The organism is Arthrobacter sp. NicSoilC5 (assembly GCF_019977395.1).
In the GTDB taxonomy this organism is placed as follows: Bacteria; Actinomycetota; Actinomycetes; order Actinomycetales; family Micrococcaceae; genus Arthrobacter.
The window spans coordinates 4201758-4222955 of the sequence record NZ_AP024660.1 but is presented as its reverse complement, the minus strand read 5'-3'; the positions used below and the strand labels follow the sequence as shown (position 1 = coordinate 4222955).

20 protein-coding genes are annotated in these 21198 nt (G+C 67.3%); 10 read left to right on the top strand and 10 right to left on the bottom strand.

Features of this window, described 5'->3' with window-relative positions; translation table 11 throughout:
* Window position 1 precedes the first annotated feature (1 nt).
* Window positions 2-865 carry an HAD family hydrolase gene (locus LDO22_RS19695; RefSeq protein WP_159632606.1) on the bottom strand — a complete coding sequence of 288 codons (864 nt, stop codon included), beginning with the start codon at window positions 863-865 and terminating at the stop codon, window positions 2-4.
* Between the two features lie 199 nt (window positions 866-1064).
* On the opposite strand from LDO22_RS19695, the gene LDO22_RS19690 reads away from it, so the two are divergent.
* Window positions 1065-1334: a GlsB/YeaQ/YmgE family stress response membrane protein gene (locus LDO22_RS19690; RefSeq protein ID WP_043452229.1), complete on the top strand. Its 270-nt coding sequence runs from the start codon at window positions 1065-1067 to the stop codon at window positions 1332-1334.
* Between the two features lie 213 nt (window positions 1335-1547).
* Window positions 1548-3662 carry an EAL domain-containing protein gene (locus LDO22_RS19685; RefSeq protein WP_224025394.1) on the top strand — a complete coding sequence of 705 codons (2115 nt, stop codon included), beginning with the start codon at window positions 1548-1550 and terminating at the stop codon, window positions 3660-3662.
* Between the two features lie 16 nt (window positions 3663-3678).
* On the opposite strand, the gene LDO22_RS19680 is transcribed toward LDO22_RS19685, so the two are convergent.
* Window positions 3679-4089: a hypothetical protein gene (locus LDO22_RS19680; protein WP_224025393.1), complete on the bottom strand. Its 411-nt coding sequence runs from the start codon at window positions 4087-4089 to the stop codon at window positions 3679-3681.
* A 223-nt stretch (window positions 4090-4312) separates the two neighbouring features.
* Here LDO22_RS19680 and LDO22_RS19675 point away from each other — a divergent pair, with 223 nt between their 5' ends.
* The gene (locus LDO22_RS19675; RefSeq protein ID WP_224025392.1) at window positions 4313-4867 is read left to right on the top strand and encodes a dihydrofolate reductase family protein; all 555 of its coding nucleotides are present in this window, start codon (window positions 4313-4315) and stop codon (window positions 4865-4867) included.
* On the opposite strand, the gene LDO22_RS19670 is transcribed toward LDO22_RS19675, so the two are convergent.
* Together LDO22_RS19670 and mmuM are read right to left on the bottom strand one after the other, a co-directional pair.
* A complete protein-coding gene (locus tag LDO22_RS19670) occupies window positions 4864-5211 on the bottom strand; it encodes a DUF3846 domain-containing protein (protein ID WP_224025391.1) in 348 nt (115 codons plus the stop codon). The two genes, LDO22_RS19675 and LDO22_RS19670, sit on opposite strands and share 4 nt — an antisense overlap.
* Window positions 5212-5266: 55 nt before the next feature.
* Window positions 5267-6223: a homocysteine S-methyltransferase gene (gene mmuM, locus LDO22_RS19665; RefSeq protein WP_224025390.1), complete on the bottom strand. Its 957-nt coding sequence runs from the start codon at window positions 6221-6223 to the stop codon at window positions 5267-5269.
* Window positions 6224-6324: 101 nt separating this feature from the next.
* Here mmuM and LDO22_RS19660 point away from each other — a divergent pair, with 101 nt between their 5' ends.
* Window positions 6325-7086 (top strand): IclR family transcriptional regulator C-terminal domain-containing protein, encoded by a 762-nt coding sequence (locus tag LDO22_RS19660; protein WP_224025389.1) that lies wholly within the window; start codon window positions 6325-6327, stop codon window positions 7084-7086.
* Window positions 7087-7089: 3 nt separating this feature from the next.
* On the opposite strand, the gene LDO22_RS19655 is transcribed toward LDO22_RS19660, so the two are convergent.
* A complete protein-coding gene (locus LDO22_RS19655; protein ID WP_159632613.1) occupies window positions 7090-7851 on the bottom strand; it encodes an IclR family transcriptional regulator C-terminal domain-containing protein in 762 nt (253 codons plus the stop codon).
* A gap of 95 nt (window positions 7852-7946) precedes the next feature.
* Window positions 7947-9380, bottom strand: coding sequence for an amino acid permease (locus LDO22_RS19650; RefSeq protein ID WP_224025388.1), 1434 nt, complete (start codon window positions 9378-9380; stop codon window positions 7947-7949).
* Window positions 9381-9589: 209 nt separating this feature from the next.
* On the opposite strand from LDO22_RS19650, the gene rlmC reads away from it, so the two are divergent.
* Window positions 9590-10717 carry a 23S rRNA (uracil(747)-C(5))-methyltransferase RlmC gene (gene rlmC, locus LDO22_RS19645; RefSeq protein WP_224025387.1) on the top strand — a complete coding sequence of 376 codons (1128 nt, stop codon included), beginning with the start codon at window positions 9590-9592 and terminating at the stop codon, window positions 10715-10717.
* 21 nt (window positions 10718-10738) lie between these two features.
* Here rlmC and LDO22_RS19640 read toward each other — a convergent pair whose 3' ends face one another.
* Both LDO22_RS19640 and LDO22_RS19635 read right to left on the bottom strand, forming a co-directional pair.
* Window positions 10739-11359: an FMN-binding negative transcriptional regulator gene (locus LDO22_RS19640; RefSeq protein WP_224025386.1), complete on the bottom strand. Its 621-nt coding sequence runs from the start codon at window positions 11357-11359 to the stop codon at window positions 10739-10741.
* Window positions 11272-12306 carry a DMT family transporter gene (locus LDO22_RS19635; RefSeq protein ID WP_224025385.1) on the bottom strand — a complete coding sequence of 345 codons (1035 nt, stop codon included), beginning with the start codon at window positions 12304-12306 and terminating at the stop codon, window positions 11272-11274. The genes LDO22_RS19640 and LDO22_RS19635 overlap by 88 nt, the downstream gene beginning before the upstream one ends.
* Here LDO22_RS19635 and LDO22_RS19630 point away from each other — a divergent pair.
* From LDO22_RS19630 to LDO22_RS19615, 4 genes are all read left to right on the top strand, one after another.
* Entirely contained in the window at window positions 12305-13717 is a 1413-nt protein-coding gene (locus tag LDO22_RS19630) for a PLP-dependent aminotransferase family protein (RefSeq protein WP_224025384.1), read from the top strand. The genes LDO22_RS19635 and LDO22_RS19630 overlap by 2 nt on opposite strands.
* Before the next feature lie 130 nt (window positions 13718-13847).
* The gene (locus LDO22_RS19625; protein WP_224025383.1) at window positions 13848-14867 is read left to right on the top strand and encodes a DUF6454 family protein; all 1020 of its coding nucleotides are present in this window, start codon (window positions 13848-13850) and stop codon (window positions 14865-14867) included.
* 72 nt (window positions 14868-14939) lie between these two features.
* Window positions 14940-16640 (top strand): alkaline phosphatase family protein, encoded by a 1701-nt coding sequence (locus tag LDO22_RS19620; RefSeq protein WP_224025382.1) that lies wholly within the window; start codon window positions 14940-14942, stop codon window positions 16638-16640.
* A 253-nt stretch (window positions 16641-16893) separates the two neighbouring features.
* Entirely contained in the window at window positions 16894-17607 is a 714-nt protein-coding gene (locus LDO22_RS19615) for a hypothetical protein (protein WP_224027287.1), read from the top strand.
* Between the two features lie 8 nt (window positions 17608-17615).
* On the opposite strand, the gene LDO22_RS19610 is transcribed toward LDO22_RS19615, so the two are convergent.
* Window positions 17616-18443, bottom strand: a complete 828-nt coding sequence (locus tag LDO22_RS19610; protein ID WP_224025381.1) for an SDR family NAD(P)-dependent oxidoreductase — start codon at window positions 18441-18443, stop codon at window positions 17616-17618.
* A 663-nt stretch (window positions 18444-19106) separates the two neighbouring features.
* On the opposite strand from LDO22_RS19610, the gene LDO22_RS19605 reads away from it, so the two are divergent.
* Window positions 19107-19643, top strand: a complete 537-nt coding sequence (locus LDO22_RS19605; RefSeq protein ID WP_224025380.1) for a hypothetical protein — start codon at window positions 19107-19109, stop codon at window positions 19641-19643.
* A gap of 132 nt (window positions 19644-19775) precedes the next feature.
* On the opposite strand, the gene LDO22_RS19600 is transcribed toward LDO22_RS19605, so the two are convergent.
* Window positions 19776-21179 (bottom strand): GntP family permease, encoded by a 1404-nt coding sequence (locus tag LDO22_RS19600; RefSeq protein ID WP_224025379.1) that lies wholly within the window; start codon window positions 21177-21179, stop codon window positions 19776-19778.
* Window positions 21180-21198: the final 19 nt, after the last annotated feature.

Genomic DNA, 21198 nt, shown 5'->3' with positions numbered 1-21198 from the left:
TTCAGCCCAGGAGCCCCAGCTCGGCGAAGGCCAGCGCAACGCCGCCACCGGCCGGCGCGGCGGTAACCCTGTCCGCTACGGCAAGAACGGAGGGATGGCCACCTTCCACGGCGATGCCCACGCCCGCGTACTCGAGCATCTCCACGTCGTTGGCGCTGTCGCCGATGGCCACGATGTCTGCCCGGTCCAGGCCGAGCCGGGCCTCCACCACCTGGATACCCACGGCCTTATGGGTGCCCGCCATGTAGATCTCCCCGGCACGCTCGCCCAGCGCCGACAGCGAGCTGGGAATCAGCCCCACCCCGGGGCCGAAGGTTTCCATCAGGCGGCCCAGCGGCACCGGCGAGTCGAAGCAGGAGATTTTGGCGTAGGACGTGGCGCGGAGGTCGTCGCTGTACTGCATGGGCCCCAGGATGTCCTCGAGCGGATCAACGTCCGTGCTGAGGACGCCGTCATGCTGCGGCCGGCCGGCAAAGATGGGCCCGAGGACCTCCCGCAGCCGCCGGTCCACGCCCGTCCGGCCGTGCAGGGCCTCCGGCGCTTCCAGGATGTAGGCCGCACCGTGCGCGTCGAGCGTTTCGACGATGCGTGCCGCCAGCTCCGGCTCAAAGCGGGTGTCCTTGAGGACTTCACCGCTGACCTCCACCCTGGCGCCGGCGCCGGTAATGGTGCCGTCGAATCCTGCTTCGAGGATGTGCCCGGGCACCATGGACAGGGGACGTCCGGTGCAGACGAACACCAGGTGGCCCAGCTTCCGTGCGGTCCGGACGGCATCCACGTGGGCCTCCGGAGCCAGCCCGTGGTCAGCGTAGGTGCCGTCGATGTCAAGGAAGATGGCACGCGGCCGCTGGGTGTGGCTGGACATGCCGGAGCTCCTTCATCAGATGCAGGGACACCCAATCCTACCGGCAGCCGCTTTACCGCCGGAGAAAAGTTCGCGGAATTCGGGTCAAACTGACAGTCATCCTGTGATATTGAAAGCCTTGCAGAGTAGTAAGCCTGCTGATTGAATGAGGGAACCGGAAATGGGGGCCCGGCACAACTTACTGACAAGGAGTGGCAACATGGGCATTATCGGATTTCTCATTTTGGGCCTGATTGCTGGAGCCATTGCAAAGGCCATCCTGCCGGGACGCCAAGGCGGCGGCTGGGTGATCACCATGGTCCTCGGCGTTGTTGGGGCCATCCTGGGCGGCTGGATCGGATCACTGATCTTCGGCGGCGGACTGGCCGAATTCTTTGACATCAGGACCTGGCTGCTGGCCATCCTCGGCTCGATCATCGTGCTGCTGATCTACGGCGCCGTCACCAACCGCAGCGGCCGCCGGGTGTAGCGGCTTTCCCCTATCCATCAGTAAGAGGCGCCGGACCCCATTGTGGGGTCCGGCGCTTTTTACGTCCGGGGCCAGGTCCGTGCTGGACCAAAATGAAGGTATGGGTACCGGCCCAATTTCCCCCTGCGGCCTTTATGATGGCGAAGGGGTGGTGTGATGACCGGTTTTTCGGGCCGTGACAACAATGTGGCATTACAAACTTTTGGCGGGGTCATGGACGCAAGTCCGGATGCCCTTTTGGCCCTGGCTGCGGACGGCACCGTCCTGGCGGTAAACGCGGCAGCGGCACGGCTGTTTGCCCTGCACCGGGACGCCTTCACCGGCCTGGACCACCGGCTGCTGATCGGCGAGGGTTTCCGCGACGACGTGGCCCATCTGCTGCACCAGCTCCTCACCCACCCGGAAGAGCATCCCCCGCCGCTGGAAATCAGCGCCCTGCGCGGGGATGGCACCGAGACCGCCGTCGAACTGGCCGTGGCCGTCCTCCCCGGGCCGGACCCGGACGGCACCCAACGAAACGGCGCCGGCATAAGCGGCCCGGCCGGCGCACGGCTGCTGCTCTCTGCGCGCGGCACTGCGCACCGCAAGACAGCCGACGCCAACCTCCGCGAGGCCATGTCCCTGTTGACGGCCACCCTTGAATCAACTGCAGACGGCATCCTGGTCATCGCCACCGACGGCAGCGTGGCCGGATTCAACGACCAGTTCCTCACCATGTGGGGCATCCCTCCCGAGATGATGGAGGCCGACAGCGAGGAGCCGGCGCTGCGGCTGGTCATGGCGCAAATTGCAGATCCCGTGCCCTTCGCCGCGCGGCTGGGCGAAGTCCAGGAGGACCCGGCAGCCGAAAGCCACGACGTGGTGGAACTCCGCGACGGCCGTACCCTGGAACGCTATTCCCGCCCGCAACGCGTCGGCGAGAAAATCGTGGGCCGCGTATGGAGCTTCCGCGACGTGACGCCACGGCGGAAAGCGCAGGAGCAGGCACAGCAGGCCCTGATGGACCTCGCCGTGCAGGCTGAGAAGCTGCGCGCCATGGCCTTCCAGGACCCCCTGACCGGGCTGGCCAACCGGGCCGTCTTCAACGATGCCCTGGCCGAATCCCTGCAGGAACCGCGGCTGAAGACCGTGGATGTCCTGCTCCTGGACCTCGACGACTTCAAGGAAGTCAACGATATCCTTGGCCACCAGGCGGGCGACGACATGCTCATCGAGGTGTCACGCCGGCTCCGCGGCTGCGTTCCCACGGCCGACGTCGTGGCCCGGCTGGGCGGCGACGAGTTTGTGGTCCTCCTGACGGCCTGCCCCGACGCCGACGCAATCGCCGCGTGCATCGTGCGCTGCCTGCACGTCCCGGTGACCATCGGCGGCACCGTCCTGCGCCCCAGCCTGAGCCTGGGGCTCGCCTCCCTGGGCCAGGACAGCGTGGGCCCGTCCGAACTGCTGCGGCATGCGGACATCGCGATGTACGCCGCCAAGGCCGCCGGCAAGAACCGGTTCCTGCGGTTCCACCCGGACATGATGCAGGCCCTGGTGCAGCGGACGCACATGGAAAGCGGGCTCCAGCTGGCGGTGCCCCGCGGCGAAATCACCGTGGACTTCCAGCCGATCGTCTCGCACCGCATGGGGCAGGTGGTCCAACTGGAGGCGCTGGCCAGGTGGGACCGGGGCGGCGAGCGGATACCGCCGTCGATCTTCATCCCACTCGCCGAGCGCACCGGGCTGATCGGCGAGATCGGGGCCGAGGTAATGGCCACCGGAATGGTGCAGCTGTCCCAGTGGCTCAGCGAGGATCCGTCACGGTCCCTGGCCGTGAACGTCTCCGGCGTGCAGCTGCAGGAACCCGACTTCGCCGAAAACGTCCTGCGGCTGGCGGAAGCCAGCGGGGTGGCGCCCTACCAGCTGGTCGTGGAAGTTACCGAGAGCGTGTTCTTCGACGCCGACTGCAGCCTGATCCAGCAGCTCAGCGCGCTGCGGGATACGGGCGCCCGGGTGGCGCTGGATGACTTTGGCACCGGCTATTCCTCGCTGGGCCGGCTGCAGGACCTGCCTGTGGATACCGTCAAGATCGACAAGACCTTCGTCTCCATGGTGCGGACCGGCAATGAGCGCCTGCCCATCCTCAGCTCCATGATCAACATGGCGCACAGCCTGGGCCTGACCGTGACGGCCGAGGGCATCGAGACAGCAGCGCAGGCGGACTACCTGACGGCACTGGAGTGCGATTCACTCCAGGGGTACCTTTTCTCGCTGCCGGAACCCGGTGACAGGCTGCACCAGGCTTTGCACCACGCGGAAGAAGCCCTCAACGCGCTGAAGGGCAGGTAGCCGGAAGGCTCCGGGGTCAGGCTGCTTCCTGGCGGCCCGGGCGCTGCGGCTTGCCCGGCGCCGGCTGGGAAGACTGGGGCTGGGAAGCCTGCGGCTGGGAGTTTTGCGGCTGCGCGGGCTGGGCCGGTTCCCCGGCACCGGCAGGAACGCTGGCCGTGCCGGCGGGCGTGGAGGCGGCCGGGACGGCAGCGCGGTCGCGGCGCCAGCGGCGCACCAGGTCGACGGCGGCCAGCAGTCCTGCGAGGGGCGTCAGCACGGCTGCGGCGTAGACGAACAGCATCCAGGTCAGGGTGGTCAACGGCGGTTGGTTGTTGTTGAGCAGCGACAGGCCGCCCAGCATGGCGACGACCCAGAACAGCAGGACGGCCGTCAGCACGGCGCCGGCAGGAAAATACTGGTTGGTCACGACTTTTTTCAGGGTTTCCATGCACTTCCTCCTGCCTGGCCGGGGGGACGGCGAAAGCCGTTCACTCACCAGTATGGGGCCCGGCAGGTTCGAAACCGCGCAAGGCAACACGGCGAGTGATGAAGCTAACGCGGCTTCCGGCGTCGTCCGTATCCGGGGGCCGAAACGGCCGCCCCAAAACCCTTCCCGCAAAGGACCTGGCCGAATACCGTAGGGCCTGTCCGCACATTATCTGGAGGCTCCCATGCGCAAAGTCACTGCCGGCCTGTTCCACTCCGTGGACGGGGTGGTGTCCGAACCTTTCAAGTTCCAGTTCGACAGCTTCGATGAGGAACTCGGTGCGGGCCTGGCCAGGATGATCAACAGCGTGGACACCGTCATCCTGGGCCGCGTGAGCTATCAGGAGTGGGCGGATTACTGGCCCACCGCTCCGCAGGACCAGGACTTTGGCGCGTTCATCAACCCCGTGGAAAAGTTCGTTGCGTCGCGCACGTTGACGGGACCGCTGGAATGGCAGAACTCGCGGGTGATGGACGCGCCGCTGACGGAATTCGTGGGCGCGCTGAAGGAACGCGACGGCGGCGAAATCGCCGTGTGCGGAAGCATCTCCGTGGTGCGGCAGCTGCTGTTCGCCGGGCTGCTGGACTCGCTGCAGCTGATGACCCACCCCGTAATCGCCGGCAGCGGCCGCCGGCTGTTCGAGGACGGCGACCCGCTGACACGCCTGGTGCTGCAGGAGCAGTCGGCAACCAGCAAGGGCAACGTGCTGAGCACCTACGGGGTACGCGCCAGCGACTAGGCGGCCAACGCCCCGAAAAGCTCCTCCACGAGCCGCTCCAGGTGCTCGGGGATGTCTGTCTCGGTGCCGTGTTCGCCGCGGCCCAGGAAAACTGCGGTGCCGCGGATCCCGTCAAGGTCCAGGCCGCATTCGTGCATCAGCTGCCCAGCGCGGAAGTTGACCGGAAGGAGCCTCGTGACGCTTTCCGCGTTGAGGTAGACATGCCAGTCGCCGCGGATCACGGATTCCAGCGGGCCGCCCACCAGGGCTTCAAGGGCCTTCAGGTCCGCGTCAACCTGTTCCAGGCGGATGGGCTCGGCATTGCCGGCCGGTATGACAAGTGCTGTGTAAGTTCTGGTGTCCATTGTTCGCTTCTCCACTGGGTTTAACACCCGTGGAGGCGGCAGTGTTCCCGGAAGGCTACGCCTGCGCGGCCAATGCAGCGATGTCCCGGGGAGTGGTCCGGCAGCAGCCACCCAGGATGCGCGCGCCCGCTTGCTGCCATTCCCCGGCACCCGCGGCCAGGCTTGCAGGCGCCCCTCCCCCGGCCGCGCCGCCCTCGTCTCCGCTTGCCTGGCTCCACGTCTTGGTTGCGGAATCGTAGGTCTCCCCCGAATTCGGGTAGGCCACCAGGGGTATGTCCGTGTGCGGGCGCAGGGCGGCCAGCGCCGGCCGTACCAGGCCAAGGGGCACGCAGTTCACTCCGACCGCCGCAACGTGCGGGTGCCCGTTCACGCGTTGCGCGACATCGGCCAGCGGCGTGCCGTCGCTGATGTGGCCGCCGTCGCGAAGGGAAAAGGAGAACCAGGTGTCGACGCCGTGTTCCCGGCTGAGTGCCAGCAGGGCCTCCGCCTCGGCGAAGGAGGGCAGCGTCTCGAAGGCGAGGAAGTCCACGCCGGCCTTGACCAGTGCCGCTACGCGGGGAGCATGGAACTCCTCGAACTCCCCGGGGGCGAGGCTGTAGTCCCCCCGGTATTCCGAGCCGTCCGCGAGATAGGCGCCGTATGGGCCCACGGAGCCCCCCACCAGCAGCGGCCCGGCGTCCGGATGCTCCATCAGGTGCTCCCGCCGTGCTTCATCCGCCAGCCGGACGGACAGTTCCACCAGGTCCAGGGCTTCCTCCTCTGCCATGCCCCGTGCCGCAAACCCCCGGGGCGTTGCCTGGTAGCTGGCTGTGGTGGCGATGTTCGCACCCGCCGCGAAGTAGTCTCGGTGCACGTCCCGGATAAGCCCGGGCTGCTCCAGCAGGACTTTGGCCGACCACAGGGAGTCGTCCAGGTTGCAGCCGCGCGCCTCCAGTTCGGTGGCCAGGGCGCCGTCGGCAATCAGGGTGCGGCCGGATTCCAGTGCGGCGGAGAGGGAAGAAAGGGAAGGCATAAGTTCACTATAGGCATGGACTCATGCTTTTACTGAGTGTTACCTGGCAACGGCAACCGGCCGTACCGGAGGGCTCCTTTGGGATCGCTAGACTCCCTTTTATGTCGAAGACCTCCAGCATGGGCCGCGGAATCCAGGCCGTGCTTGCCGTGGGGGAACGCCACGCACGGGGGTTTCCCGGCGGCAGCGCCGCCGAGGTCGCCGCCGCTCTGGACAGGGACCGGAGCCAGGTGTCCCGCAGCCTGCGGACCGGCGGACAGGAAGGCTTCCTGGCCCGCACTGCGGCGCGCACCTATGTCCTGGACTGGTCGGTCTTCACGGACGCGCAACTGCTGACCGAACGCCGGCTCCAGGCCGACGGCGCCACCGCCCTGGACGCCCTGGCCGCCGGGACCAATGAGGCGTGCTTCCTTGGAGTGCTGCGCGGTGACAGCACGGTGACCATCGGTGAGAGTGTCCCGGCCGGCAGCAACCTGGTGGGTTCATGGCTGGGCCGCCCGTATCCCGCCTACTGCAGTGACGCCGGCCAGGCGGTCCTGTGGGAGGCTCCGGAAGAGGAGGTCCGGAGCGTGTTTTCACAGGTCGTGTTCACGCGCCACGGCCCCAATACGCCCGCAAGCGTGGACGAGTTCCTGGCGCGGCGGGAGGCGGCGCGCGCCCGCGGATACTCGATCGTGGACGAAGAGGCCGAGCCCGGGCTGTACTCCTTGGCCGTGCCGGTCCGTGACTTCAAGGGCGACGTGGTGGCGGCCCTGCAGATCGTGGGCATCAAGGACCGGCTGGAACCACGGCGGGAATCATGCGCAGCCGCCCTGATGGCCCAGGGATCCTGGCTCGAGTCAAGGCTCGGCTACCGGAGCTGAGCCTCAGGTCCCGGGTGCACCGAGGCGCGTGGCGGCGGCCGAAAGCACAGCTGCCGCGGCAGCGGAATCAGCTCCGAATTCTCCGCGGCTGCCCAGCACACTGAGCGCCCCCAGGATGGAACCGCCTGCGTCCCGCACGGGCACGGCAAGCTCCACCACGCCGTGTTCAAACTCCTCCTCGGCGGCGATGAACCCGGCAGTGCGGTCCCGCTCCATGAGATCCCAGATACCGTCGGTAGTGTGGGCAGCGCCGGGTCCGCCGATGCCGATGTAATTCACGTCCGCGAGCAGTTCGGCCAGGGCGGACCGGTCGAAGTCCCACAGCAGGGCCCTCCCGGCGCCGGTGCACCAGACGGGCGTGACCATGCCGGGCACCACGAAACTGCCGGGCACGCCTTCATTGCTCGAGGCGCGGAGCAGGATGACCCGGTACCCGTCGCGGACCGAAAGCCGTGCCCGCACCCCCAGCCCGGCGACCAGCTCCTCAAGCAGCGGCTTCGCCTCCCGGACCCAGCCCGTGTTCAAGGCGGCGGCAAGGCCGAAGAAGCGGGGGCCTGTCCGGAACGGCCCGCGGTCAAAGCGCTCCAGCAGTTCCAGGCCGCACAGCTCCTGGGCCAGGCGCGACACCCGGCTTTGTTCCATGCCAAGCTCCGCGGCGAGCTGCGAAACACCCAGCGGCGCCTGCCCCCGCTTTTCCCGTTCCACCACGTGCCGCAGGATCCGCAGTCCCTGCGCCATCGAGGACGCCTCGGCGGTTGATTCCACGCTTTCCTGCCCTCCCGGCTGCCGACAACGGCCCCATTGTTCCACGGGCGCTGCTTGTTCCACCCAGGGCGCTGCCGTCGTCGTCCGCGCCCTGACTACCGGCCTGCCCGCGCGGCGCTGCGTCCGTGCCGGAAGTGGAAGTACGCGTAGCAGGCGGCGACAAAGGGGATGCCGAAGTAGAGCGCGGCCGCCTGGGCCGGGTCGAGCGCGATGCCGACCAGGGAGATGACGCAGAGGGAGAACGCGAGGATGGGGACCAGCGGGAACAGGGGCGCCCGGTAGGCAAGGGTGGAGACGTCGCCGCCGTCGCGGATGAAGGCGCGGCGGTGGAAGTAGTGCGACGCGGTGATGGACATCCACACACCCACCACGGCGAAGCCTGCCACCGAGACGAGGACCAGGTACACGGTTTCCGGGGCCACCACGCTGCTGAGCAGGGAAGCGAGGCCGCCCACCATGCTCACGGAGAGGGCCACCATGGGAATGCCGCGGTTCAGCTTCTTCAGGGCGCGGGGTGCATGCCCTTCATCGGCGAGCGAATACAGCATCCGGGCGCAGGAGTAGAGGCCACTGTTTCCGGCGGACAGCAGGGCCGTGATGATGACGAAGTTCATGATGTCCGCGGCGAACGGCACGCCGATGGCGGAGAAGACAGTGACGAACGGGCTCTCGTCCAGCCCCACTTCCGTATAGGGGATGGTGGCGGCGATAACGGTGATGGCACCCACGAAGAAGATCAGCAGCCGGATCACGGTGGTGCGCATGGCCTTGGGAATGGCGGTTGCGGGGTCCTTGGTCTCACCGGCGGCGACGCCGATCAGTTCCGACCCGGAGAAGGCATAGAAGACGGCCAGCACCGTGACCAGGATGCCGGTGAATCCGTTGGGGAAGAGGCCCGAATCCGTGGCGAAGTTCTGGAGCAGGAGCGGGTGGTTGCCGCCGCTGCTGAGCGGGTGGAAGCCGAACAGCGCCGCCCCGCCCAGGACGATCAGGCCGATGATGGCGGCCACCTTCACGATGGCGAACCAGAACTCGGCCTCGCCAAAGAACCGGGAGGAGACGGCGTTGAAGCCAAAGAGGATGGCGGCAAAGACCAAGCACCAGACCCACACCTCAACGTCCGGGAACCAACGCTGCATGAGGAGCCCGGACGCGGTGAACTCGGAGCCGATGGCCACGGCCCAGCACAGCCAGTACAGCCAGGCGGTGGCGAACCCCGTGGCCGGCCCGATGGAGCGGGCGGCGTAGATGTGGAAGGCGCCGGATACGGGATAGGCGATGGCCAGTTCGCCCAGGCATGCCATGACCAGGTACACCACGAAGGCGCCCACCAGGTACGCGATGACGGCGCCAAGCGGGCCGGCCTGGGAGATGGTGTAGCCCGAGCTGACGAAGAGGCCGGAGCCGATCACCCCACCCATGGCGATCATGACCAGATGGCGAGGCCCCATGGAACGGCGGAGGGCGGACTCCACGGGCTGCGGTGCCGCAGGCCGTGGATCGAGGGTGAGCGGGGGTGTGGGTTCCACGGGTCTCCAAACGAAGAAATGCACGGTGTCAGTGCCGAAAGTAGCACGGCTGCCGAATTTCGCAGCATCAAAAGCATGGAAGCATGCTCATATTGCACGGGGTTACGTTTGAGGCCGTGATGGAAGGTACGACGGCGGCACCTGGCCGGGTGCCGCCGTCGTACCTTCCCGTCCCGGCCGGGAAGGCGACCGGGTAAACTTGACCAGTCATGCGCTGTTCCTACTTTGATGCCGGCACCTGCCGCTCCTGCACCCAGATGGGCAGGCCATACAGCGAACAGCTGGCCGGCAAGCAGCTGCACTGCCAGACCCTCCTCTCCGACCACGCCTCGCTGGAGTGGCTGGAGCCCGTGGCCAGCCAGGAGTCCGGCTTCCGCAACAAGGCCAAGATGGTGATCGGCGGGACGGCGCAGAACCCCACCATCGGAATCCTTGACGCCGACGGCCGCGGCGTGGACCTGCGCAAGTGCGGCGTCTGCTCCCCCGGCCTGCGGGCCGTCTTCCCGGTGCTGGCCACCTACATCCGCCGCCTCCGCCTGACGCCCTACGACGTTCCGCGCCGGACCGGCGAACTCAAGCACGTCATCATCACCGAATCCCCGGCAGGTGAGGTGATGCTCCGCCTGGTGCTTCGATCGGAACAGGTGCTGCCGCGGATCCGGAAGCACCTTCCGGAGCTCCTGGCCGACCTGCCGCAGGTCAAGGTGGTCTCCGTCAACCTGCTCCCGGAGCACAAGGCCGTCCTCGAAGGCGACCGCGAGATCCTGCTGACGGAGCAGTCCACGCTGGAGATGCGGGTCAATGACATCAATCTGCACCTGAGGCCGCAGAGCTTCTTCCAGACCAACACCGGCATGGCGGCGGCCCTGTACCGGCAGGGGCGCGAGTGGGTCAACGAGCTGGCGCCGGCCTCGGTGTGGGACCTGTACTGCGGCGTGGGCGGCTTCGCCCTGCACAGCGCTGCCCCGTCCCGCACGGTCACCGGCATTGAAGCCAGCAGCGAGGCCATCGTCTCGGCGCGGCTCAGCAGTGACGAGGCAGGCCTGGCGGGCATGGAATTCCACGCCGGCGACGCCACGGCGTTTGCCCTCGCCGCGGAGCAGTCGCCGGAGCTGGTGATCGTGAACCCGCCCCGGCGTGGCATCGGCAAGGAGCTGTGCGGCTGGCTGGAAACCTCTGACGTGCAGCACGTGGTGTACTCCAGCTGCAACGCCCAGTCGCTGGCCCGCGACCTGGCCGCGCTTCTGTCCTTTACTGCCCGGCGGGCACGGGTCCTGGACATGTTCCCGCAGACCACGCACTACGAGGTGATGGTGCTCCTGGAACGGACGGCCTAGCGCCCGCCGGTTTCCCGGGAGTCAGGGGCGGACGCGTTCGACGGCGGCCGCTCCGGCTTCCCGCCCGATGGCCCGGAGTCCCGCCGCCACCCCTGCGGCGTCGGCATCGGAGCGGTTCTGGCTGAGTTTCTCCTTCGCCTCGATCCTGGTGATCACCAGTTCCACGCCCACAATCGCGCGCAACTGCCCGGCGATGAATTTCTCCGGGGCGTCGTCCACTGCCCACGGATCCGGCCGGCCGCCCTCGTGCAGGCCGGTCAGGTGGCGGACATGGCGTGCCAGCCAGCCGGCGTCGTCATGGACCACCAGCTCGCCGTAGACGTGTGCGGTGCTGTAGTTCCAGGTGGGAACCACGCGGCCATGCTCTGCTTTGGCGGGATACCACGACGGCGAGATGTAGTCATCGGGGCCCTGGATGATGGCGAGCGCCTCCGCGGTGGGGGTGCTGGACCATTGCGGGTTGTTCCGCGCCATGTGCGCCTGCAGTGCGCCATGCTCCCCCACCGCCGGGTTGAACGCGACGGGCAGCAGCGTTGCCAGCAGGCCGTCGTCGGTCATGGTGACGAGATTGGCGGCACCGGCGTGTGCAAGGAGGTTTCGGATGGCGCCGGGCTGGGCGGCGAAGTGGGCGGGAATGTACATGGGAGTGTCCTTTCGTGCGGCTGGGAGGTTGGTTTGAGCCGGATGCGGACGGCCGCGGCGGCGCAGAGGATGACGGCGAGGGCGCCGGCCACCGTGGGCCAGGTGAGTGCCTCGCCCAAAAGGAGCGCGGCCCAGCAGATGCTCATCACCGGCTGCAGCAGCTGGATCTGGCTCACCTGCGCCATGGGGCCGGTGGCCAGCCCGCGGTACCAGGCGAAGAAGCCAAGGAACATGCTGACCACGGCCAGATAGCCGAACGCGGCCCATTGGGTGGGGGTGGCCGACGGCGGCTGGCCCTGGACGGAGACAACGGCCAGAACCAGCATGGCCGGCGCGGCGAGGACCAGCGCCCAGGCGATGGTCTGCCACGAGCCCAGTTCGCGGGCCAGCAGGCCACCCTCCGCATACCCCACCGCGGCACAGGCAACGGCGCCAAGCAGCAGGAGGTCTGCCCAGTGCAGCTGTCCCGCTCCCCCGGACTGCAGGACGGCAAAGGTTATGGCTGCCAGCGAGCCAAGCACCGCCACGGTCCAGAAGAGGGCCGGTGGACGCTCGCCTGTGCGCAGCACGGCCACCGTGGCCGTGGCGGCGGGCAGGAGGGCGATGACCACGGCGCCGTGGGCGGCCGGCACGGCGGTGAGGGCGTAGGACGTCAGCAGCGGAAAGCCTGCGACGACGCCACCGGCCACGAGCGCCAGGCGCAGCCAGGTGCCTGGATGCGGCAGCCGCTGGCGGTTGATGGCGAGCGCTGCGGCGGCAAGGACAGCGGCCACCACGGCCCGGCCGGAACCGATGAACAACGGCGGGAACCCGGCGACAGCCAAACGGGTGAAGGGAACGGTGAAGGAGAAGGCCGCAACGCCCAGCAGGCCCCACCAGATCCCGGTGGACCGCCGGGACAGTATCACTGGGCCATCCAGGACAGTAGCGCTACTATGTTCTTTCATGAACAACGATAGCAGTTCACGGATCGTGGCAGCACTCCGGCAATGGGTTGCGGGAGCGGCGCCCGGAGCCAAACTGCCGTCCACCCGCTCGCTGGTGGCCGAGTACCAGGCGAGCCCCGTGACGGTCCAGAAGGCCATGCAGGCCCTGGCCTCGCAGGGCCTGATCGAAAGCCGGCCCGGCGTCGGGACGTTTGTCCGTGCCGTCCGCACCGCACGCCCGTCGGACTATGGCTGGCAGACCGCAGCGCTGCGCTCGCCGTCATCTCCGCTGCCGCCGTCGTCGGACACCATGCGCAACGTCCCCGGCGACGCCATCTGGTTCCACTCCGGCTACCCGGACCGCGAGCTGCTGCCGGAACGGCTGGTCCGCTCCGCGCTGTCCCGCGCCGCCCGCGGCGACGCGGCCCTGTCCCGGCCGCCCGCCGCCGGCATGCCCGAACTGCAGCAATGGTTCGCCCAGGAACTGGGCGCGGCAACCCCCGTGGGGATCACGCCCCCAACGCCAAACGACGTCATCGTCCTGCCCGGCAGCCAAAGCGGACTCAGCTCCATCTTCCGGGCGCTGGTGGGCGCGGGACAGCCTCTGCTCATGGAATCGCCGTCATATTGGGGTGCCATCCTGGCCGCCGCCCAGACCGGGGTGCGGGTGGTCCCGGTGCCCACAGGGCCCGAAGGCCCGGACCCCGCCGACGTGGACCGCGCCTTTGCCGAGACCGGGGCCCGGGCGTTCTACGTGCAGCCCAACTATTCCAACCCCACCGGCGCGCAGTGGGCGGCGGGCCGGGGCGCCGAGATCCTCGACATAGCCCGCCGGCGTGGTGCCTTCCTGGTGGAGGACGACTGGGCCCACGATTTCGGCATCACCTCGAACCCCGTCCCGTTGGCCACGCAGGATGATTCCGGCCATGTGGTCTACATCAGGTCGTTGACCAAGAGCGTGTCCACGGCCATCCGCATTGCCGCCGTGATCGTGCGCGGGCCGGCGCGGGAACGCATCCTGGGCCACCGCGCCGCTGAGTCGATGTACGTCAGCGGACTCCTGCAGGCAGCGGCGTTGGACGTGGTGACGCAACCCGGATGGCAGACCCACCTGCGCAGCCTCCGCCAGCAACTGCAGGCCCGCCGGGACCTGCTGGCCACCAGCATCCGGGAGCACGTTCCGCAGGCACACCTCGACAACCTGCCAAGGGGCGGACTGAACCTGTGGCTGCGGCTGCCGGACACCACAGACCTTCCACGGCTGGTGCGTGACTGCGGGGACGCCGGCGTGATCATCGCCGCCGGCACCGGGTGGTTTCCCGCCGAGCCCGCCGGCGCGTTCATCCGCCTCAACTACTCAGGACCGAACCCCGGTGCCTACCCGGAAGGTGCCCGCATCATCGGAGAGGCGCTCGCGCGCAACAGCCGCTAGGGACCCGCCCCGTGCGCCAACAGGTCAGCGGGGCGCCAGCAGTCGTTAACCGGGCCGCCATTCCCGGTTCATTACCCATTAGTAACTTGAGAGCTCCTGTTGAGACCCCAACCTTAAGAGGCCCCCCACCATGAGCCCCAAACCAAACCGGCGTGCCCTGACACTGGCCGCCTCCCTCATAGTTGCCGCCTGCGCGGCCGGCGGAACCGTCGCAGCACAGGCCACCGTCCCGGCGCAGGGCACCAGTCCCGCAGCCGGAACCCACCACGACACGGACACTGACCTGGCCACCGCGTTCGACTCCGTCACCCGCAACACCGCCTGGCAGCAAACGTCCAAGCTGAAGCTGAACTTCCCCACGTACCACACCGAGGGAATCGCCTACAGCCAGGACCACATCTTCCTCTCGGCCGTGCAGATCCTCGAACCCACCGTCAAGTACCCCACTCCCCTGGGCGGGTACGACCGCACGCCTGGCAAGGGCATCGGCCACCTGTTCGTCATGGACAAGGCCGGCAACCTGCAAAAGGACATCATCCTGGGCGAGGGCGACATGTACCACCCGGGCGGCATCGACTTCGACGGCACCAACGTGTGGGTTCCGGTAGCCCAGTACCGGCCGGACAGCAGCGCCATCATCTACAAGGTGGACGCACAGACCCTGAACGTGCACAAGCAGTTTGAAGTCAAAGACCACTTTGGCGGCATCGTCCTGGACAAGCAGACCGGCCACCTCGTGGGCAACACCTGGGGTTCCCGGCGGTTCGCCGAATTGGACCTCCAGGGCAAGGAGCTGTCCACCTGGGAGAACCCGAACTACTTCATCGACTACCAGGACTGCCAGTACGTCCCCAATGCCAGGATGCTCTGCGCCGGCGTGACCAACCTTCCGCAGACTCCGTCCGCCGGTGGGACAGCGGCCACCTATGAACTGGGCGGCATGGCAATGATCGACCTGAAGTCCCATCAGGTGACACGCGATGTCCCGTTCCAGCAGTGGTCTACTGCCGGGCACGTGGCCACCCGCAACCCGTTCAAAATGACCGCCGACGGCAACCACCTGAGCATGACGGTGGCCCCCGACAACGGCGACGAAGGCAACGGCACCGAGATCCTCACCTACGAGGCCGACGTCACCCCCGCCAAGTAGCAGCAGAACCCTCCCTGCACCTGCCCCGTCCGGCGGCAGGTGCGCCCCTGAGCAGGAACGATTGGATACCCCATGCCTTTTACGGCACCGAGATTCACCAGAAACAGAGTTGCTGCGGCCACCGGCGCGGCCGTCCTGGCTGCTTCGGCAGTGACGGCCGGACTGGTCGGCGTCAGCGCCGGCCCGGCCACGGCCGCCGGCACCCAGGACGCCACGGCGACGCCCATCAAGCACGTCGTGGTCCTCTTCCAGGAAAACGTGTCATTCGACCACTACTTCGCCACCTACCCCAAGGCGGCAAACACCCCGGGTGAGACGCTTCAGGGTTCAGGCTCCCCCGCCGGCTCCTTCACGGCGGCGGACGACACACCCAAGGACATCAATACCCTGGCCAACGCCGGCCTGCTGGCGCCGAACAACCCCAACTCCGTCCAGCCCGCGCGGCTCTCACCGATGCAGGCCGTCACCTGCGACCAGGACCACGGCTACAAGGCCGAGCAGAACGCCTACAACGGCGGCCTGATGGACAAGTTCGTCCAGTTCACCAGCCGCGACGCCTGCGGCACCAACCAGTACGGCCGCCCCGGCCTGACCATGGACTACTACGACGGCAACACCGTCACCGGCATCTGGAACTACGCCCAGAACTACGCCATGAGCGACAACCACTTCAGCACCGTCTTCGGTCCGTCCACCCCCGGCGCGCTGAACCTGATTTCGGGCCAGACCCACGGCGCCAAGGAATACACTGCCGCCGGCCAGCCCGTCGCCACGCCGGCCACAGGAAGCAGCGCGGTCCGGCAGCCCGATGCAAACGGCGTCGGAACGGTGATCAACGACCCCGACCCGGTCTACGATGACTGCTCCAACAACAGCCACGCAAAGACCAACAACCTTGCCGGCATGACCGGCAGGAACATTGGCGATCTGCTCAACGCCCAGGGCACTTCCTGGGGCTGGTTCCAGGGCGGCTTCGCCCCCACCACCGCGGCTGCCGATGGCACACCCGCATCCTGCCTTGCCAGCCACACCAACGCCGCCGGCGCCTCCGTGGTGGACTACTCCCCGCACCACCAGCCCTTCCAGTACTACGCCTCCACCGCCAACCCGCACCACCTGGCCCCGGCCTCGGACGCCGAAATCGGACACGACGGCCAGGCCAACCACCAGTACGACCTGACCGATTTCAGCAAGGTGGTGGACAGCGATAACATGCCAGCCGTCTCCTTCCTGAAAGCGGGCATGTTCCAGGACGGCCATGCCGCCTACTCGGATCCGGTTGACGAGCAGAACTTCATCGCCAAAACCGTCAACCAGATCCAGCAGTCCAAGAACTGGGACAACACCGCCGTCGTCCTCGCCTATGACGACTCCGACGGCTGGTACGACCACGCCGCCGCGCAGCCCAAGAACGCCTCCACCGGCACCGACGACGCCGCATGGTGCCAGGACGCCGCAGCGAAGGGCGTCCCCGTGGCCGGCGGCTACGCCGACCGCTGCGGACCCGGCCCCCGCCAGCCGCTGGTGGTCATCTCCCCCTTCGCGAAGAAGAACTTCGTTGACCACACCGAAACCGACCAGGCCTCGATCCTGAAGTTCATCGAGGACAACTGGCACACCGGCCAGATCGGCGACGCCTCCGCCGATGCGGCCGCCGGGTCGATGGAGGCAATGTTCAACTTCCATCATGAGCGCAACGACAAGGTCCTGCTCAACGAACAGACCGGAGCCGTCGCCTCGATCACCCACAACGGGCACCCGGCAGGGCAATGACATAACCCCACTGCTGCAGAGCAGGAACGGCAGGAGCGCTGTCCGGGATAAGCCGGGCAGCGCTCCTGCCGCTTAAAACTCAAGATTTCCGCTTAACCGCTCTTCCCCCCCGATGGACGAAGCTACGCTGGCCGTGCCATCGCATCCAGCGCACGCCATTGGGGGAAACATGCCTGCCAGTCGACACTTTTCTTTGCCTTTTCGCGCGTACCGCGGGGACGGGACGCCTGCCGCGGCAGGGCCCCGGCAACCGATATTGCGCGCGGGGGCCGCGGCCGCCGTGCTCCTCCTGCTGACCGGCTGCTCCACACAGGCCTCGCTGTCCGTTGCTGCCCGCCCCGCCACCGAATCCGCCACGGCCACACCTGCCGCGAAGCCCATTGCGGACACCCCGTGCACGGCCATCGACGCCCGGCAGGTCTCTGGCGGAAGCAGCTATGTGTGCACCAAGGACGAGTCAGGCAGGCTGGTGTGGCTGGAGGCCTCCGTGGCCAAGCGCGTCTCCGACAAAGTGGCTGCGGCCGCTGCAGCGAAAGCGGCCGCCGACAAGGCCGCAGCCGAACAGGCAGCTGCAGCGAAAGCTGCAGCTGAGAAGGCTGCTGCTGAAAAGGCGGCCGCAGACAAAGCCGCGGCGGACAAGGATGCCGCGGACAAGGCCGCAGCAGAGGCTGCAGCCCTGCAAGCGGCTGAGGCGAAGGCGGCCCAGGACGCGGCTGCAGCCAAAGCCGCTGCAGACGCCGCCGCCAGGGCCGCCGCACCTCCAGCGCCCGCGCCTGCGCCCCAGCCCGTTCCGGGAACGAACCCCGGCTGCGACCCGAACTACTCAGGCTGCGTTCCCATCGCCTCCGACGTTGACTGCGCAGGTGGAAGCGGCAACGGGCCGGCTTACGTCCGTGGCCCCGTCCAGGTCATCGGCCGCGACATCTACGGACTCGATGCAGACCACGACGGCGTCGGCTGTGAGTGACACAGCGGTCAGGCAAAGGCCTTGACCAGCTCTTCGCTCTTCTCCCACAGCCCGCGCGCCAGTCCGGCGTCGTAGGCCTGGGCGTTGGCCTTGGCCAGGGCGCGCTTGGCGTAGTAGGCCCCAGAAATCCAGTCCATGCCCGCTGTGCCGTTGATGAGCCAAAGCATCGTGTCGGCGCCCTGGTCCGGGCTGAGCATGAAGCGGTTCAGCAGGGTGGTGTAGGCATGCCGCCACGGGCTTCCGGACTCCGCCGCGAAGTTGGTGCGGACCACGCCCGGGTGGAATGCCGCCGTCGTAATCCCCTGGTCATGGAAGCGCCTGTGCAGCTCGGAGGTGAACAGGATGTTGGCGAGCTTGCCCGTGCCGTAGGCGCGGTTGGTGCTGTACCCGTACTCGGCGTTGAGGTCGAAGAGGTCCAGCTTGCCGAAGTTGTTGGCGGCGCTGGAGGTGTTGATCACCTTGGCGCCGCTGGCGGTGAGCGTGTCCATCAGGAGGGTGGTGAGCACGAACGGTGCCAGGTGGTTGACCTGGAACGTCGTCTCGTTGCCGTCCACGGTAAGCGTCCGCTTGCCCATGATCCCGCCGGCGTTGTTGGCCAGGACATCGATGCGCGGGTAGTTTGCCTTCAGTTTCTCCGCGAGGTCACGGACCTGTGCGAGGTCGGCGAAGTCGGCCAGGTAGTGGTCGGCACCGATGTCCCCGGCCAGGGCGCGGGTCTTGCCGGCGGAACGGCCGACGACGACCACCTGGTCCCCTGTCTGGGCCAGCGTCCTTGCGGCTGCCGCTCCAATGCCGTCGCTGGCGCCGGTGATCACGATCGTGCGGGGAGTCGTCAAGGGGTGTCCTTTGGTCGGCGGGTGGCGCACCGGCATGGCACACCAAGGGGCACAACGACGGCGGGGCGGCCGGTGTTCCCGTCCAGGAACCCACGAGGCCCGGTACGGTGTGGGGCAGCAGCGCCGGCATCGCGACCGGCGCGCGGCTTGGACCCTCCTGGCAGACCTCGACCACGGCCTCCTATCTCCGTTGAAAGTAACTGGATGGCCAAGGTAAAACGGCTACCTAACTCCCCTCCAGGACTCCCCCTATTTAAGATCGCGATCTGTCCCGGCGCGTCCCGTGGACGTATGATCTTCCCGCCGGGAGGAAATGCCACAAAGGCCTCAGTGTCGTATGCATAACGCATACACACCGCCACCAGCTGGGATTGGCGGATTCGCAACTGCATGACTTGCGCTAAAGGAATCCGATCCATCAGTAGGACAAATTCTCCGAACTCAGCCTAATTTTTTCAGCGGCGACGACAGCACAGGCCAGGGATCTGCTGGTCGCTCGCCCGGTTTGAAAGGCGCAGCTTGATTTTGGTGCTGTGGCCGGGTGGCCTTGGGGGCCAAAAAGCTTCCGAAAGGGCACACTGAGGCGGCGGAAGTCACCTCCGGGAATTCCTGTCATTTACGCCTTCGGCATTCATGCCCCAAGGCATTTCAGAAAGTCAGAAAATGAAGCTATCACTCCACCGCGTCTTTATTCTGATTGCGGCACTGTTCTTCGCCCTTGCCACAGGCATGACTGCGGCACAGGCCGCTACCACCATCAATCCCGCTGCCGCCCCGACGGGCACGCATCTTCAGACGGGAAGTATCGGTTGTAGCGTCAACCCGACAACCGAACTCGTCACCTGCTCCGGGTTCGAATTGGCGGGCGTCGGAAATTCCAACGCCACAGCAACCTTGACCGCGACGTACACGGCCACGGTCCAATGCCGGAACCACGGCGGCCAGATCGTCGAGGTCAAGTCCCAGGTCACCACAGCGCCGACGTCCACCGGGAGCCTCTCGCCCAAGAATGGCAGGCTCACCGTCCCAGAGCTGACTTCGGGGCCCGTCCCGACGGCGGAAGACTTCATAGCCAAAGCGACCTGCCCCAACGGCAACTGGACCAAGGAACTGCTCGGGAATACCATCACGCTCAGCAGCTTCACCTACACGCTGCACTTCGCTGGCTTCACCGGCGACTACATCACGATCACGGGCTAGTCGACGCTGTAGGGAGTTGGAACAAGGCTGGCTGACGGCCCATCCCTCGTCATAGACAGCAGGCAAAACACGTAGCGCCAACTTCCGGTCTGGGGGGCAAAACGGAAGTTGGCGCTATTCATTAGTGAAAAATCAGCCCACCGCGCCGGCCACCAGGAAGATGACGGCGGCGACGGCGAAGCCCATCACGCCGATGAGGGTTTCCATGACGGTCCAGGTCTTCAGGGTGGTCTTGACGTCCATACCGAAGAAGCGGCCCACCAGCCAGAACCCTGAGTCGTTGACGTGGGATACCACCACGGATCCGGCAGCCACGGCGATGACCATGGCGGCGATCTGCATGCCGTTCAGGCCGCCACCCGCCACGGCGGGAGCAATCAGGCCGGCGGTGGTGGTGAGCGCGACGGTGGCTGAGCCCTGGGCAATGCGCAGGATGGCGGAGATCAGGAACCCGGCCAGGATCAGCGGGATGCCCACGTTGCCCAGCACGTCCGCCAGCGCCTTGCCGATGCCGGAGGTGCGCAGGACGCCGCCGAACATGCCGCCGGCGCCGGTGATCAGGATGACGGAGCAGACCGGTCCCAGGGAGGACTCGAGCAGCTTCTCCAGGGCGCCGGCGTCGCGGCCCCGGCGGGTGCCCAGCACGAACAGCGCCGCGAGCACTGCGATCAGCAGGGCCACCGGGGTTTCACCGATGGTGCGCAGGACCTGGAACCACTGTTCCTTCTTGACGGAGTCATCCAGCGCACCGGAGGACGCCAGGGTGTTCAGGCCGGTGTTGAGGAAGATCAGCACCAGCGGCAGGAGCAGCAGCCCGATGATGGTGCGGAACCGGGGCGGGTGCGCCTCGGCCTCGGCGCTGGCGTGGCCCAGGATTTCGGGGACGGGGAGGACCAGCTTCTTGCCCGTGTACAGGCCGTAGAGGTAGGCGGTGACGTACCAGGTGGGGATGGCGGTGATGAGGCCGGCGATGAGCACCAGGCCGATGTTCGCGTCGAAGAAGGCCGCAGCGGAGACCGGGCCCGGGTGCGGCGGCAGGAAGATGTGCATCACCGAGAAGGCACCGGCGGCTGGCAGGCCGTAGCGGAGCACTCCCCCGCCCAGGCGGTGGGCGACGGCGAAGACCACGGGCAGCATGACCACCAGGCCGGCGTCGAAGAAGATGGGGAAGCCGAAGATCAGTGAGGCCAGGCCCAGTGCGAACGGGGCGCGTTTTTCACCGAAGATGCCGATCAGGTAATCGGCCAGGACCTTGGCGCCGCCGCTGGTTTCCACGATGCGGCCGAGCATCGCGCCCAGGCCCACCAGCAGGGCCACGGTTCCCAGGGTGGTGCCGAAGCCGTCCACCAGGACGGGAACCACCTTGTTGGCGGGGATCCCCGTGGCGAAGGCCGTGGCGAGGCTGATGAGGATCAGGGCGATCAGGGCGTGCATCCGCAGCCGGATGATCAGGAACAGCAGCACGAGAATTGCCGCCGCGGCGATGAGCAGCAGCGGACCTGCGCCCATCGTCTGGGTCCATCCTTCGATGGTCATGGTTCTCCTTTGAAACAGG

Bases quoted from the DNA above. Each gene is read 5' to 3' on its own strand.
- LDO22_RS19625 (WP_224025383.1), top strand. From the start codon at position 13,848: ATGAGCCCCAAACCAAACCGGCGTGCCCTGACACTGGCCGCCTCCCTC.
- LDO22_RS19620 (WP_224025382.1), top strand. From the start codon at position 14,940: ATGCCTTTTACGGCACCGAGATTCACCAGAAACAGAGTTGCTGCGGCC.
- LDO22_RS19670 (WP_224025391.1), bottom strand. From the start codon at position 5,211: ATGGACACCAGAACTTACACAGCACTTGTCATACCGGCCGGCAATGCC.
- LDO22_RS19600 (WP_224025379.1), bottom strand. From the start codon at position 21,179: ATGACCATCGAAGGATGGACCCAGACGATGGGCGCAGGTCCGCTGCTG.
- LDO22_RS19680 (WP_224025393.1), bottom strand. From the start codon at position 4,089: ATGGAAACCCTGAAAAAAGTCGTGACCAACCAGTATTTTCCTGCCGGC.
- LDO22_RS19675 (WP_224025392.1), top strand. From the start codon at position 4,313: ATGCGCAAAGTCACTGCCGGCCTGTTCCACTCCGTGGACGGGGTGGTG.
- LDO22_RS19660 (WP_224025389.1), top strand. From the start codon at position 6,325: ATGTCGAAGACCTCCAGCATGGGCCGCGGAATCCAGGCCGTGCTTGCC.
- LDO22_RS19690 (WP_043452229.1), top strand. From the start codon at position 1,065: ATGGGCATTATCGGATTTCTCATTTTGGGCCTGATTGCTGGAGCCATT.
- LDO22_RS19605 (WP_224025380.1), top strand. From the start codon at position 19,107: ATGAAGCTATCACTCCACCGCGTCTTTATTCTGATTGCGGCACTGTTC.
- LDO22_RS19640 (WP_224025386.1), bottom strand. From the start codon at position 11,359: ATGTACATTCCCGCCCACTTCGCCGCCCAGCCCGGCGCCATCCGAAAC.
- LDO22_RS19685 (WP_224025394.1), top strand. From the start codon at position 1,548: ATGGACGCAAGTCCGGATGCCCTTTTGGCCCTGGCTGCGGACGGCACC.
- rlmC (WP_224025387.1), top strand. From the start codon at position 9,590: ATGCGCTGTTCCTACTTTGATGCCGGCACCTGCCGCTCCTGCACCCAG.
- LDO22_RS19695 (WP_159632606.1), bottom strand. From the start codon at position 865: ATGTCCAGCCACACCCAGCGGCCGCGTGCCATCTTCCTTGACATCGAC.
- mmuM (WP_224025390.1), bottom strand. From the start codon at position 6,223: ATGCCTTCCCTTTCTTCCCTCTCCGCCGCACTGGAATCCGGCCGCACC.
- LDO22_RS19635 (WP_224025385.1), bottom strand. From the start codon at position 12,306: ATGAAAGAACATAGTAGCGCTACTGTCCTGGATGGCCCAGTGATACTG.
- LDO22_RS19630 (WP_224025384.1), top strand. From the start codon at position 12,305: ATGAACAACGATAGCAGTTCACGGATCGTGGCAGCACTCCGGCAATGG.